Source organism: Fictibacillus sp. NPDC058756 (assembly GCF_042746035.1).
In the GTDB taxonomy this organism is placed as follows: Bacteria; Bacillota; Bacilli; order Bacillales; family Fictibacillaceae; genus Fictibacillus.
Genome location: NZ_JBHYPU010000001.1, coordinates 289,532 through 302,933 on the forward strand (window position 1 = coordinate 289,532; position 13,402 = coordinate 302,933).

Annotated in this window: 13 protein-coding genes and 1 riboswitch; of the genes, 5 read left to right on the forward strand and 8 right to left on the reverse strand. The window is 41.6% G+C overall.

The annotated features are described in order from the left end of the window. The first annotated feature begins 134 nt into the window (after positions 1 to 134). Positions 135 to 815, forward strand: a complete 681-nt coding sequence (locus ACFW35_RS01450) for an HAD family hydrolase (protein ID WP_379843235.1) — start codon at positions 135 to 137, stop codon at positions 813 to 815. A gap of 184 nt (positions 816 to 999) precedes the next feature. Here ACFW35_RS01450 and ACFW35_RS01455 read toward each other — a convergent pair whose 3' ends face one another. Genes ACFW35_RS01455 through ACFW35_RS01470 form a run of 4 tightly spaced genes read right to left on the reverse strand, consistent with a single transcriptional unit; the run spans position 1,000 to position 3,703 of the window. Continuing rightward, the gene (locus tag ACFW35_RS01455; RefSeq protein WP_379843237.1) at positions 1,000 to 1,557 is read right to left on the reverse strand and encodes a hypothetical protein; all 558 of its coding nucleotides are present in this window, start codon (positions 1,555 to 1,557) and stop codon (positions 1,000 to 1,002) included. Positions 1,558 to 1,583: 26 nt separating this feature from the next. Next, positions 1,584 to 1,784: a hypothetical protein gene (locus ACFW35_RS01460; RefSeq protein ID WP_379843238.1), complete on the reverse strand. Its 201-nt coding sequence runs from the start codon at positions 1,782 to 1,784 to the stop codon at positions 1,584 to 1,586. Next, complete coding sequence (locus ACFW35_RS01465) at positions 1,765 to 2,643, reverse strand: hypothetical protein (protein WP_379843239.1); 879 nt, start codon at positions 2,641 to 2,643, stop codon at positions 1,765 to 1,767. Before ACFW35_RS01465 ends, ACFW35_RS01460 begins: the two co-directional genes overlap by 20 nt. 25 nt (positions 2,644 to 2,668) lie before the next feature. Beyond that, the gene (locus ACFW35_RS01470) at positions 2,669 to 3,703 is read right to left on the reverse strand and encodes a class I SAM-dependent methyltransferase (RefSeq protein WP_379843241.1); all 1,035 of its coding nucleotides are present in this window, start codon (positions 3,701 to 3,703) and stop codon (positions 2,669 to 2,671) included. Between the two features lie 124 nt (positions 3,704 to 3,827). Here ACFW35_RS01470 and ACFW35_RS01475 point away from each other — a divergent pair, with 124 nt between their 5' ends. Both ACFW35_RS01475 and ACFW35_RS01480 read left to right on the forward strand, forming a co-directional pair. Then, the gene (locus ACFW35_RS01475; protein ID WP_379843242.1) at positions 3,828 to 4,424 is read left to right on the forward strand and encodes an SGNH/GDSL hydrolase family protein; all 597 of its coding nucleotides are present in this window, start codon (positions 3,828 to 3,830) and stop codon (positions 4,422 to 4,424) included. Between the two features lie 20 nt (positions 4,425 to 4,444). Continuing rightward, on the forward strand, positions 4,445 to 4,927 hold the full coding sequence (locus tag ACFW35_RS01480) for a GNAT family N-acetyltransferase (RefSeq protein WP_379843244.1): 483 nt from the start codon (positions 4,445 to 4,447) through the stop codon (positions 4,925 to 4,927). 42 nt (positions 4,928 to 4,969) lie between these two features. Here ACFW35_RS01480 and ACFW35_RS01485 read toward each other — a convergent pair whose 3' ends face one another. Next, the gene (locus tag ACFW35_RS01485) at positions 4,970 to 5,137 is read right to left on the reverse strand and encodes a hypothetical protein (protein WP_379843245.1); all 168 of its coding nucleotides are present in this window, start codon (positions 5,135 to 5,137) and stop codon (positions 4,970 to 4,972) included. Continuing rightward, a complete protein-coding gene (locus ACFW35_RS01490; protein WP_379843247.1) occupies positions 5,115 to 6,314 on the reverse strand; it encodes a DUF4062 domain-containing protein in 1,200 nt (399 codons plus the stop codon). Before ACFW35_RS01490 ends, ACFW35_RS01485 begins: the two co-directional genes overlap by 23 nt. Before the next feature lie 238 nt (positions 6,315 to 6,552). On the opposite strand from ACFW35_RS01490, the gene ACFW35_RS01495 reads away from it, so the two are divergent. Then, positions 6,553 to 6,756 carry a hypothetical protein gene (locus tag ACFW35_RS01495; RefSeq protein ID WP_379843249.1) on the forward strand — a complete coding sequence of 68 codons (204 nt, stop codon included), beginning with the start codon at positions 6,553 to 6,555 and terminating at the stop codon, positions 6,754 to 6,756. A gap of 227 nt (positions 6,757 to 6,983) precedes the next feature. On the opposite strand, the gene ACFW35_RS01500 is transcribed toward ACFW35_RS01495, so the two are convergent. Further along, on the reverse strand, positions 6,984 to 8,207 hold the full coding sequence (locus ACFW35_RS01500; RefSeq protein ID WP_379843251.1) for a DUF5667 domain-containing protein: 1,224 nt from the start codon (positions 8,205 to 8,207) through the stop codon (positions 6,984 to 6,986). An 83-nt stretch (positions 8,208 to 8,290) separates the two neighbouring features. Beyond that, a riboswitch (cyclic di-GMP riboswitch) is annotated at positions 8,291 to 8,376 on the reverse strand. Between the two features lie 285 nt (positions 8,377 to 8,661). Here ACFW35_RS01500 and ACFW35_RS01505 point away from each other — a divergent pair. Next, positions 8,662 to 12,957 (forward strand): alpha-amylase family glycosyl hydrolase, encoded by a 4,296-nt coding sequence (locus ACFW35_RS01505; RefSeq protein WP_379847348.1) that lies wholly within the window; start codon positions 8,662 to 8,664, stop codon positions 12,955 to 12,957. Between the two features lie 45 nt (positions 12,958 to 13,002). Here ACFW35_RS01505 and ACFW35_RS01510 read toward each other — a convergent pair whose 3' ends face one another. Beyond that, positions 13,003 to 13,272, reverse strand: coding sequence for a hypothetical protein (locus ACFW35_RS01510; protein ID WP_379843252.1), 270 nt, complete (start codon positions 13,270 to 13,272; stop codon positions 13,003 to 13,005). Positions 13,273 to 13,402: the final 130 nt, after the last annotated feature.

The following is a 13,402-nucleotide window of genomic DNA, read 5'->3' on the forward strand; positions in this document are numbered from 1 at the left end:
GGGACTGTCCCCACACAATTATCATAAAAGCTTGAAATGGAGCAAACGCCTTTGGGGAAATGCTCCATTTCAAGCTTTCGTTTTATGCTATTTTAGATTTAGTGCATTAAAAACAGGTGTGGAGGAGATTAAAGTTGCAAAAGAACTATAAATTTATTCTTTTTGATTTAGATGGAACGCTATCCGATCCTAAGATAGGGATCACTAAATCTATTCAATTTGCATTAAACCGAATGGGCATTATAGTAGATAATCTTGATGAATTAGAAGTTTTTATCGGTCCGCCTCTCCAACAATCTTTTTCCGACTATTATTCTTTTAATGAAGCTCAAACGCAAGCGGCTATCACACATTACCGTGAAAGGTTCAGTGATGTGGGGATGTATGAAAACACAATCTACGACCATATTCCTGCTCTTTTACAGGAACTTAAAGAGCATGGCCATAATTTAGTTGTTGCTACTTCAAAGCCTACTGTTTTTGCGGAAGAAATCTTAAAGTATTTCAAAATCCATCATCATTTTGATTTAATTGTTGGAAGCAATCTGGACGGAACACGAACAGCGAAAACCGAAATCATTCAGTACATACTCGATCATTACGGAGAACCTTCTGATACCTTCATCATGATTGGTGATAGGAAACACGACATCATAGGTGCTCATAACACAGGAATTGATTCAATCGGAGTTACATACGGATATGGTTCTATAGAAGAAATAACTCAAATAAATCCAACTTACCAAGTGAGCTCAGTATCAGAACTAAGAGGATTATTACTTCACAAAAACAGTTCCGCTCTATCTAACTCTTAATAAATACAGAAAACCTTCAAACTAGATAAATAAGGGGGGACTGACCCCACACAATTATCATAAAAGCTTGAAATGGAGTAAACCGCCTAAGAGGAAATGCTCCATTTCAAGCTTCAATTTCATACCCTATTATTTTTAACGACAAAAAGAAGCACACATATCGTCATATATGTGTGCCGTTTTTTTATTTAACCGGTTCAATGGTTTCCAGCAAGCCATTTTGTGAAGATTGAGGGTTCCATACAAAACTTACAAGGTACTCCTTATTTACTTCAGCTAATTGAAATTCATTCCTAGAGACCTTGATATGTCTGTCATCAATAACCAAATAATATTCTCCGTCAACTAGAAGTTTCTGTTCCAATACAAAGATTCCGGCTGTTGATACTTCTTTAGATTGATGATTCACCACGATTAAAATCGCAACAATGGAAGCGATGATCGTAAAAGCTTTCACTGCAGATTTTATTTCAAAACGGGACCTTCCTCGTCTTTTGACGTACTTAATAAAAAGGAACAAATAAACAATAAACATTAAAGGACCAAGGTAAAAGGCCAAAGTTGCCGGTAAAAACAATAGTTCATGCAGCGTATAATTAAAGTCAGAAATTGCTTGAATCCTTCCAAGCTGTGTTCCTATGAATGCTGAATAAATAAGTCCCAACAACACATGCAGAGTAACTTTTTGTGTTTCATATAACTTTTTGAGTTTATTATGATGTCCCTCATTTTGATTCATCATTTCGTTTCCTCGCAAAATTGTTATTGTTAATGTCTCTTTATATAAATATGCTGGTTTGCAGAAATAATCAACTCAGCTGTCTCCCAAAGTCTAGGCAAGAAATCCAGAACGTCTTCAGCCCTCCGAGTTAAATCATCTGTTGAAGATATTCCAAGGTCTGCAGCCATCGCATCAAAAGCTGGACGATGTTTAAATTGAATTCCATCACTACCGTCCACTTCGTGCAAACGTCGCCACCATCCAAAAAACAGCTTCCCGGTGGATTCCTGATCGTATAAGTTCGCGACTTCCGTCAATGATAATCGGCCGTGCTTCCGCCGTAATATCACTGCTAAAGAAGAAAGGAGTCTTTGCTATAGAAACAGCGGCATCAAATGTTTGTTCAAGCGTGCGTAAATGGTGTTCTACCCGTTCCGCAGTCAAATAAAAAACACCCAACAATCTAAGCAGCTCGGAATAAACATCCTCATAACCATACTCCTTCAAGACATCTCGGACCTTTAAATACCGCAGCCTGACCGTTGGATTCTGAAGGGCTGCCACTAGGATGACATGAGTGGTCACCCCGGTTGGAAACAGCCAAGAGGTCACCCCGGTTGGAAACAGCCAAGAGGTCACTTGATCATGCCAGGTATCCCGGGGATTAATAGACTTCAACCCATGTTCAATCCGAAGGCGAGCATTCTCACACCTCCGAAGAACCCAAGTTTTCTCCGCAAAATGCGCTGACACATATTGCTGCAATTTTTCCAAATGTCCCGTGGGATCACTAATGATGGTGTTTACTCGAAAGCTTCCTGCAAGATGGTAGTCTGTCAGCACATCTTCGCCTGATTGAAGCTTACTCCACGGCAAATACGTAATTTCGATCAGCACTCCCTCATATCGAAATTTTCCAAGTTTTAGAGGTGTTTCATCATGAGCCATAACGACAACAACATCCATATCAGACGATGCTGACATATCCTCATTTTCGTTTTGAAGAATTGTCGAACCGCTAAAATAGGCTCCGCGAAACCAAGGCTCTTCACTCAAATGCAGCATCACCCATTCAGCAGCAATTGCTCGTGCTGTCCCAACTTTCATAACGACCACCATTCGCTAAAATTCATTATTTCGCCTTCGCCACAATCCCATTATGCACTTTTATATAGCCATGCTTCATAATATCGAGTCCGTTCTCATACAGATAAAGTCCCATCTGCTCTAACGTCATGAGCTCCCGGTACGTATGGTTCATCACATCCGCCATGATCTCGTAATATAGCTTGGACCGAAGCTGGGCTCGGGGAGTTGTCATCACAATATAGCCACCCGGCTTTAAGAACTTCCGGTGCCACTCCACAACCTCAGCCTTCATGGAATCTGGGAAGTGCTCAAGCAAACCGACGCTCAGCACGATATCAAACTCCTTCCCGTACGGAAGATTGCGAATGTCGTCCACCACATAAGAAATGTTAAAATCATCTTTAAAATAAACTTTTTCTCCGCCTGTACTAGGGTTTTTCCCTAAAAAGGGATACGATTCAGGGAACTCTGCAAACCTCGCATCCCGGCAGAACGAATCATAATCGATCATCACCACTTCGCCGCCCGGATACATCGCAGATAACTGCATCGCTTCATAACCTTCTGCTGCTCCCAAAAATAAAATGCGAGGTTTTTGAACATCTAGCCCTTCAAATAGCGCACGCTTTCCGCGTGGATCCCAAATGCCATCCTGTACCCGGTGAACATAATTCCATAAATGAATGCGCAAATAATCTCCGAGCGCTACTTTTACTTCAGAAGGCTTAAAGCTTTTTAAACTATGAAAAAAGGCACCTTTCTTATCGTGGATTTCAGCGGGAACATCCTTCGAAAACCACTCATGAAAAGACTGGTTGAACATCCTCCAGGAAGTGTGGACAGGCAGGGTCTCGCCATGCTCTTTCTCCCAATCCAGTTTTTCCTTCGAAAACGAAGTCACTTCATACGGCTTCCCGATGTCTTTCCATGAAACGGTCGACCAGTCATTCACCGTATTTACTTTTACAAACTTCTCATATTCTTTCTGACTTTTATATTGCCGCAAATCCATACGATAGGACGGCATCTTTTCCGTCTGACCTAATGTAACCTGGCGATGAACAGCAGTTTCGATCATGTTCTTCCTCCTGTAAAAAGGATTTTCTATATGTATTCCAAAACGGCCGTCCAAAATCCTCTAAATCATGTTTTATTCGCGCACATGGTAAAATAAGAGAAACGAATCGGAGGGGGAAACAGCCTTGAAAATTATTTTTATCGGCGACAGCATCACAGCTTCTAATAAAAATACAGATCCTGAAAGACTGGGGAACGGCTATGTCCGCATGATTAAAGAAGTGCTGCCAGAGGATGTAAAGGTTATCAACAAAGGCGTCAACGGGCACCGCGTTACAGACCTTGCTTTCCGGTGGGAGCGGGATGTCATTGATTTAGAGCCTGATCTTTTAACGGTTTCCATTGGGATCAACGATGTGTGGAGACAGCTGGACAGCCCGGACCTTAATCAGGTGGATGTTTCTAAATTCGAGGAGGTTTATCGTGAATTGTTGTCACAGCTTCCCGCCACTACAAAACTCGTACTTATGGAACCGACGATCATAAAAGAGAACCCGCAATCTAAGGGAAATCAGATGCTGATTCCGTATGTTGAAGCCGTTCGAAAGCTGGCGGTGGAGTATGATGCAGTGCTCGTCCCGACACATGACGTTTTTATTGATCACCTAACAAAAAAGCCTGACGTGTCATTAACATCAGACGGTGTACATATGAGAAAAAAAGGGAACGAACTGATGGCAAAAGCTTGGCTGAAAGCGGCAGAATCACTAATTGAACAATAAAATGAACAGGGGTTATGAATATGGGGAACGTTGTACTCACTTTTTTCGATGAAATTCATCGTGAAGCTCTTAATGCCTTTGATCTAGCAGAAGACCAAAAGAAATTCACCGCCATGCCAAGTGACGCTTTGGAAATATGCAAAGAAGATCCTAGCCGAAACCCAGTGGTTATCATGGCTTCAGACGCGGCAGTAGGCTTTTTTGTTCTGCATGCAGGTGAAAATATTCGTGATTTTACAGCGAATCCGAATGCCATGGTCATTCGTGCATTGTCCATCAATCAAAAAGAGCAGGGGAAAGGCTATGCGAAAGAAGCAATGCTGCAGCTGCCAGCGTTTGTTTCCACCCATTTTCCTGAAATCAACGAACTTATTTTAGCGGTTAACTTTAAAAATGAACCTGCCAAAAAACTGTACGAAAAAGCAGGATTTCAAGACCGCGGCCAGATCAAACATGGACCGATTGGACCTCAATATGTGCTGCATTATGAACTTATGTTATAAGAAACACAAAAAAAAGAGCCTTTAATAGGCTCTTTTTACATATTATGCTTTAACCCTCATTGTTTGTATTTCGGCCAATCGTTTAAGTACTCTTTGACTAGATTGTTCTAACATCTTCATTTTTTCATTCGTGTAACGATTAATTGATTTGGAAGGCTCAGTAGAAACAAGAACAACCTTGCCATCATCAAACGTTTTCAAATTTCTCATATCTGATACCTCCAATTAAATTTATTACAAATTCTAAATAAAGTGATGGTTTCATAATAGCAGATTTTATCTCTTTTTCATAGACAGATACTTTCTTATCGATCCAGTAACCACTTAACTTGAAATGAAAACAGAGAACAAATTCGTGTACCTTTAAAGTAAAATAAAGCATTTGTTTATCTTCTCTAAAATATAAAGATTCAACATCGTTTGAATAAGTCTCAGCTACGTAAGAGCTATTGTCTGACAAATCATAAAAGAGTTTTGGTGAAGTATTACCCCAATAATCCACTAGACTCATCAAATTTTTATCGTTTTCTTTTCTATAAACTGTAATTGCTTCACATGAATTATGTTTTCCAATAATCTTTTCTAACTTTGTGCCTTCTCTTATAAGAATATTTCCCTCAGTAAGTTGTTCGGAAACTTTATGAAGAAAGTAAGACCAGTTTGTAATTGTACCATCAACTATTGTTGCCAGTAATTCATTTGTGAATTTTTTATATGTAGTAAATTCACTAGCGGCATCAGCATTTGCCATAATGTCCTTCACCATTGGTACATATTGAATTCCTATCGCTAGATTCGAACTCAAATAACTTTTTAAGTTGTCATAAAATATATCTGATTCGGCAATATCAAGGTCATACAACCATGGTGTAGATCGTCTAACTTCATAAATAAAACCCCAGACAAAAGGATGGATTGAATTAATTTTTTCTTTATAAGGTTGGGGTAATTTTTCAATAGCTTGTCTTACCAAAGCAATATTGTAATCAGGTTCTGTTCCACCATGACCTTCTCTATATTGTGTATATTCGTTATCAATCATTTGATGAAGAAAATCATCATACAAATTTTTTACTGCTTTATCTACAAAAGGAATAATGTATTTTTTTGAATTCAATGCGGTAAAATATTCAATGTATGTGGGAGTAGTTTGTTCGTCGTGGATTAAGCTACCTGATTGTTTTTTTATCAGAAGAATGAAAATATCAGATTGCATAACCATATCTACACAAGTTTGAAGTTTATCTTCATCCCAAGGTGCGAAATTCTCTTCAAAAAGTAAAGGTTCGTGTCCTGCTTCTCTTAAAACACGTCCAACATTAGTTCTAAGTGACTTGAGATCATCTTCGTATGCAGAACTTATAAATATCTTTGCCTTTTTTGCCATCGATATACCCTCCCTTCATTAGATAAATTATAACATATTTTACCTTTTTTGTTTTTTGAAACTTTTAATTTTCATTAATATTAAGCCAATATAAAGATGGTTTAGGAAGTGTAAAGTCTCCGTTATGACTTGGTAAATTCCGTCTTTTCGGGTTTTTTTCGTGATATATTCTGAGCAGGGACAAACAAATCCCATACTCATGCAAATCATAATGAAAATCCGAAGGGAGCAATTTAAGATGAGCAAAACGTTTATGGCGAAAATCGGAGCATCTCTTTTGGCAATTATGTTAATCACTGCATGTAACAACCAGGAAGACAACACGGAAGAAGAAACAAACACGGAACAAACTGAAAATCAAGATGAAGAAACATCAACAGAGGAAGGTTCTATTGAAGAAACTACAACAGATGAGGAATCAACTGAGGAGTCAGCTGAATAAGATATAAAAACGGACCAGGCCTCTACCTTCCAGAGAGGACCTGGTGTTTTATTTTTGGGGAGGGAGCAAGGTTGCTGGTAATAAAACCTCGTGTCGAAAATCGCGTATTTTTAAATAAAGTGCGATTTTTCATTTTAACGTGCGATTCCAGGCCGCTAACCTGTGATTTTATAAAATAACGTGCGATTATGTGTAAAAACCCTGCCAAACTTTTTCGGCAGGGTTCATTACGATTCTTTGTTCTTGCCTTTATTCTCTTTATCTTTACCTTTTTCATCGTCTCCACGGTCATTTTTACGATCATCATTGGCTTTTTCTTCTTTATGATCATCATTTTTTCCGCGATCTTCGTTTTTAGCTTCCTCTTTTTTAGGCTGCTCTTTCTTTGGCTCTTCCTTCTTCGGCTGTTCCTTCGCTGGAGGAGCTTCTTTCTTCACATCTTCTTTTTTAGGATGTTCTTTCTTGGGCTGCTCTTTTTTAGGAGCAGGAACAACAGGCTGCTTCTTTGTTTGCTTTTCTTTTACAGGTACTGCTGTTACAGAAGCAGTGTCTTCATCAACTTCTGTTGTGTCACCAGCTGGCTCATCCGCTGCAGGCTCCTCAGCTTCTGGCTCTTCCGCTTCAGGTGTATCGGATGAAGGATCTTCTTCCTCAGTGGACTCATCATCTTCTTTATTCTGCTTCTTCTCATGCTTTGCTATTTTCTTTTCTAGCTTTCCAAACGCTTTAACAATATTTTTCGAAAGTGCTTCTTGTGCTTTTGGGTTATCAATCTTTTCAAGAGCAGTCATTAACGCTACGATATTTTGGAAAAACTTTTTCTCAAGCTCGGTAGTAGTGTCTTCTTCCTCTTCAGCTGCTGAATCTTCTTCTGCAGCTTCTTCGTCACCAGTTTTACCGTCTACTGTGCCTTCTTCAGCAGGTGTTTCCTCGGCTGCTTCCTCTTCGGTTACATCTTCAGCTGTTTCTTCTTCAGAAGCTTCTTCCTCTATTTCAACAGCTTCCTCTTGCTGAGCGATCGCTTCTTCTAAAAGCTTTGTTGCGCCTTCAACATCACCGTCTTGTAAAAGGACATTTGCTTCTTTAATACGTTCAGCTGCAAAATCAGCCAAAAGTTTCGCTTCTTCATAGTCATCTGTCGTTACAGCCAGCTGGATTTTCTCCATCATGATTTTTACAAAATAAAAGAAATCTCCAGGTACTAAGTCTGGTGCTTCTTCTTCAGATGGTTCTTCATCTGCAGGCTCTTCGGATTCAGCAGATTCCTCAGTCACCGTACCATCTGTTGTATTTTCATCCTCTGGTGTTGTCGCCTCGGTTGTTTCATCTGTTTTCGTTTCTTCAGCGGGTTCATCCACTGGTGTTCCAGCGCCTGTGTTAGCAAAAACGGACGGTCCAAACCCAGTTGTTGCAAGTCCTAACGCTAAAAATGAACTTAAAATTTTCTTCACTTTCATTCTCCCTTTCTTATTTAAAGAATTGGAAAACAATAAAAAGACACACTCATGCCGTTTGGCGGAGTGTGCTCCGAAAAAACGGCAGCTGGCAGGCATTACACGGTGTGCAGAAGCCCCTTTAGCTTTGCGTCGCTATGTTTCCATAGGTTTGCCTTTATCCTTTTACGTTTCCATTATTCGTGATTCATGCATTATATCGGTTAGAAGTGATTTAGTTATAAAGGTTTTAAGGAAAAATGAGAATATTTACCTATTTATTTACAGCCTTATCAGCCGAATGGCGCATTTTCCAATAAAAGAAAACATGGGATAATAATTGAAATGAAAGCGCTGACTTAAATGGTTTTGTGCAAACGCTTTCGCTTATTTGCACAACATTTTAAAAGGGGGATAAAAAGTGAGGAATAAACAATCGCGTTACGCAGTTTCATGGCTTTTATTATTTACGATGATTTTGCAAACGTTTGCATCTGCACTGCTTATACAGCCAGCGAAAACGGCAGCTGAAGAAAGAACAGTGACCCTCGTTGGCAGCCTGCAAAACGAACTTGGCGGATCTGGTGAATGGAATCCAGCTGATCCTGCAACAAAGATGGAGCTGCAGCCGAATGGAAAGTACAAGCTGACAGGCACTCTCCCAGCTGGCACGTACGAATACAAGATAGCCATCAACGGTTCTTGGGATGAGAACTATGGCGTTGACGGAAAAGCGGGTGGTGACAACTACAAACTTACTCTCGATTCTGAAAAAGAGGTAACGTTTATGTATGACGACACGACGCATAAAGTGACAATTCCTGAACCACTTCCGGAAGAACAGACTCCTCGTATCGTCGGAGACATCCAGCCGGATATCGGAGCTGGCGGTGAATGGGCACCTGGGGAATCAACGGCACTTTTACAAGATGAAGATCTAGACAATGTCTACACATATACAACACAAGTACCAAATGGAAAGCACGAGTTTAAAATTGTGCTCGGAAACGACTGGAGTGCCCCTGCATATCCAGCCAACAACTTTGTATTAAACGTTATAAAAGAAGATGAAATTACGTTCTTTTATAACCATGACACAAAAGAAGTGTACACGAACTATGATCCGGGATTGCCGGACGGCAGCGTGAACGGGGACAAGCTGTACCATGAGACGTGGAACGAAGCATTCCGTGCACCATTTGGAGCAATCAAAGTGGGTGAAGACGTAACACTGCGCCTTCAAACGAAAAAAGGTGACCTGACTGGCGCCAAATTATACTTGCGAAATTACAACTCTGGCAGCACGACTGTAAAAGATATGGAGAATGCCGGATGGACAACGGTTAACGGTGAAGAAATCGAGCTTTGGGAAGCCACTGTTAAACCTGAAGAAAAAGGCGTTTACGGATATAAATTTACGGCACGTGATGGAGATGCTGTAAAAGAATACGGTGAGGACACTGCGGAAGGCGGAAAAGGTGCGGTTGCTGACTCGAACGCTGGTCTTTTCCAAATAACCGTTTACGATCCTTCTTATAAAACACCAGACTGGATGAAGGAGTCTGTTGTGTATCAGATTTTCCCTGACCGTTTTTTCAATGGCAACAAAAAGAACGATACAGCAAAAACAACAGCGCGCGGTGAAGAACCTATCGAACATCAAGAGTGGAGCGAGCTTCCGGACAACCCGCGTCAAGCTGAAACAGAAGGATACGAAGGCGACGAGATCTGGTCGAACGATTTCTTTGGCGGTGACATCGCCGGTGTTCAGAAGAAACTGGACTATATTCAGTCTCTTGGCGTAAACACGCTCTACCTGAACCCGATCGCATATGCGGCATCGAACCACAAATACGATGCGACGGACTACAAAGCGATCGATCCGATGTTCGGGACACCTGAAGAATTTAAAGCTTTTACAAAAGAACTGAAAAAACGCAAGATGCACCTGATCTTAGACGGCGTGTTCAACCACGTTGGTGACGACTCGATCTATTTTGACCGTTACGGAAAATACGATACGGTTGGTGCTTACGAATATTGGGCGAGCATCTATGACCTTATGAAAGAACAAGGCTTAACAGAAGAAGAAGCGAAGAAACAAACTGAAGAGAAGTTCACAGCAGAAGGACAGAAATTCAGTTCATATGGCTTCCACAATTGGTTTAACATCGAAAACGATAAGGTGAACGGCGTATATAAATACCAGGCGTGGTGGGGCTTCGATTCACTTCCGGAGATCAAATCCATTCCTGGAGAAGCAGTAGACTATGATTCTGAACTCAACAATAAGCCATTCGCAGACTACATCATGTATGACGAGGATTCTGCGGCAAAATCTTGGCTGGACCGCGGTGCATCAGGCTGGCGCTTGGATGTCGCGAACGAAGTAGATACTGAGTTTTGGAGAGAGTTCCGTGACGAACTGAAGGAAGGTAAGAAGGATGATCCGCTGATCCTTGGCGAGATCTGGGATGATGCTTCAGAATACTTCCTTGGCGATCTTTACGACTCTGTTATGAACTACCGTTTCCGCGGTGCGATGATTGATTACTTAAAGAACGGAAACGCAAAGGGTGCTGAAGATCAGCTTAACGCTGTATTTGAAGATTACCCGCAGGAAGCATTCTATGCGCTCATGAACTTAATGGGGTCGCACGATACACCTCGTGCAGCATTCGTGCTTGGCAACGGCACAGATTCCTATGAGCGTGCTGAACTCGACCCGAACTACAACCACGAGCTTGGCGTAAAGCGCTTGAAGCTTGCGGCAATTTTACAGATGGGCTATGCCGGGGCACCGACCGTTTATTACGGAGATGAAGCTGGTGTTACAGGCTCAAAAGATCCGGATGACCGCAGAACATATCCGTGGGGATCTGAAGATAAGGATCTTGTGAAGCATTATCAAGCAATCGGTAAAGTGCGCGCTGATTATCATAATCTGTTCAGCTATGGCGAACTGAATCATCTATATGCTGAAAAAGATGTGCTTGCTTACACGCGTACTGATAAAAAGAACGCAGCGGTCGTGATCACAAACCGCGGCAGTGAAGAAAAAACAGTTGAGCTGGATGTGAAGAAGCTGATCGTAAACAACGTGAAGCTGACTGATCAGCTCGATAAAACATACAAAGCAAGCGTGAAGGACGGAAAGCTTACTGTTACGGTTCCGGCGATGACGGGACGCATGCTAGTGTCTGACAAGGGACAGAACTTAAAGAGCCCTGAAGCGGTAACGAACGTGAAGGCAACGGAAGCTAGCCACTCAGTATCGCTGACATGGGAAGGCGACTCGAGAAGTTATGCAGTCTACCAAACGACAATCTCTGGTGCTTTTTATGAAAAGGTAGCAGAAACAAAAGATCATTCTATCAAAATTGATGGCTTAGATAACGGCCGCAAATATTATTTTGCAGTCGTTGCCATTGACAAAGACAATAACGAATCTGTGAAAACAGAATCGGATGCTGCAATCCCGCACGTTGCTTTAAAAGAAGGAAACTATGAGATTGCTAATGTAACGGAGCTTCAAAACGGTGTGATCGATCTTTCCAAAGTACAAACTGTTTCAGCTGACATTTTTATAAAAGGTGAAACAGAAAGTGATTTAGCGGAAGGTCTGCAAGCAACACTTCAAGTGAAGGAACCAGGCAAGGACACATGGACATCACATCAAGCAAGCTACACAACGCAAAACGGCGAGTTCAACAGTTTCAGCGGTACATTCCTGCCGTTTAACGAAGGAACTTACGATTATCGTTATGCGTTTTCGACAGATCTAGGAAGAACGTGGATAACTAGTGAAGCAAAATCCGTAACGTTCACAAAAGGTGACGACACAACGGCTCCGGCATCTTCTGTTACACTGGAGGAGCCGGCTCAAGAATCCGGACAAGTGAACCTGAAGTGGTCAGTTGAAGGAGCGAACGAGCCATACTTGTTCACCATTGTCCGAGACGGAGAAGTGATCGATCAGATCCTGGATACGAATGCAACGGCTTACAAAGACATGAACGTGACAAACGGCAAATCGTATTCATACGAAGTGCACATCTACGACAAAACGGGTAACAGCGTGAAGTCGAACGCGGTAACCGTAACGCCTGACCTTGTGATGGTAAAAGTAACGATGAAAGTAAACGCACCAGCTCATACACCACAGGGCGTGGACATTACGATCCCGGGCAGCAAGAACGGCTGGAACACAGGTGCGTGGAAGATGACGCGCGGTGGTGCTGTAACGAACGATTATGAATACACGTTTGAAGCGCAAGAAGGCGAAGTCATTACGTACAAGTACGCGAAGAACAGCTCGTGGGATCAAGAAGGGCTTGCTGACCACACGCCAGCTAACCCGAACGATGATGACGTGAGCAACTACGGCTATGGCGCTCCAGGAACGGATCTGAGCTTTGTCGTCACGAACCAAGGCGGCAACGAGATGGTTGTTCAAGATAAAATCCTGCGCTGGATCGACATGCCGGTTGTCGTAACATCTCATACAGACGGACAAACCGTAACATCTGACACAATCACGCTAAAAGGAAATGCGATTAAAGAAGGCGTGATGACGATCAACGGTGAAGCAGTCACGATCAATGAGGACATGACGTTCTCACATACAGTTAACTTGACTGATGGAGAGAACAAGCTGAACATCCATATCGAACCGTCAGAGGAGAATAAATCTACTATCTTTAAAAACGATGGTGGGGCAATTGGCAAGAACACGAAAGATATTACATTAACTATTAATAAAAATTAGTAAAAGAAGAGATGCCACTGGACTAGAGTTCCAGCGGCATTTTTTTTATTTTTTATACTTCTCCAATATCGACTCTGCAACCGACTCCACATCTCCATTACTCTTTTTCGCCTCAGCATACCTTTCATAATCCTCAGCAGAAACCTCTAACAAAAAGCTCTTCGGGAAAATATAAGGCTTCCCCTGATCCTGCTCGTCCAGGTTGTTCATCACTTCGAGCTCATCTTCGTTTTCTTTGTTGCGGCTAGGATCATAAACAAACATCTTCCCATACTCTTCTTCCACACTTTTATTCACGTTAATAAAATACTTCATTCAAAACACTCCTGTTTTTTGATTATGTAAATGTTATTCCCTAGACACCTAATAATCAGACATGAAAAGGTACAGAAAGGGAAAATAACTTATGAAAATAGTACAAGCATGACTCGGCATAATTCGAACT

Coding starts and splice junctions, on each gene's coding strand:
- ACFW35_RS01455 (WP_379843237.1), bottom strand. CDS start 1,557: ATGATGAATCAAAATGAGGGACATCATAATAAACTCAAAAAGTTATAT.
- ACFW35_RS01465 (WP_379843239.1), bottom strand. CDS start 2,643: ATGAAAGTTGGGACAGCACGAGCAATTGCTGCTGAATGGGTGATGCTG.
- ACFW35_RS01470 (WP_379843241.1), bottom strand. CDS start 3,703: ATGATCGAAACTGCTGTTCATCGCCAGGTTACATTAGGTCAGACGGAA.
- ACFW35_RS01480 (WP_379843244.1), top strand. CDS start 4,445: ATGGGGAACGTTGTACTCACTTTTTTCGATGAAATTCATCGTGAAGCT.
- ACFW35_RS01485 (WP_379843245.1), bottom strand. CDS start 5,137: ATGAGAAATTTGAAAACGTTTGATGATGGCAAGGTTGTTCTTGTTTCT.
- ACFW35_RS01490 (WP_379843247.1), bottom strand. CDS start 6,314: ATGGCAAAAAAGGCAAAGATATTTATAAGTTCTGCATACGAAGATGAT.
- ACFW35_RS01495 (WP_379843249.1), top strand. CDS start 6,553: ATGAGCAAAACGTTTATGGCGAAAATCGGAGCATCTCTTTTGGCAATT.
- ACFW35_RS01505 (WP_379847348.1), top strand. CDS start 8,662: ATGATTTTGCAAACGTTTGCATCTGCACTGCTTATACAGCCAGCGAAA.
- ACFW35_RS01510 (WP_379843252.1), bottom strand. CDS start 13,272: ATGAAGTATTTTATTAACGTGAATAAAAGTGTGGAAGAAGAGTATGGG.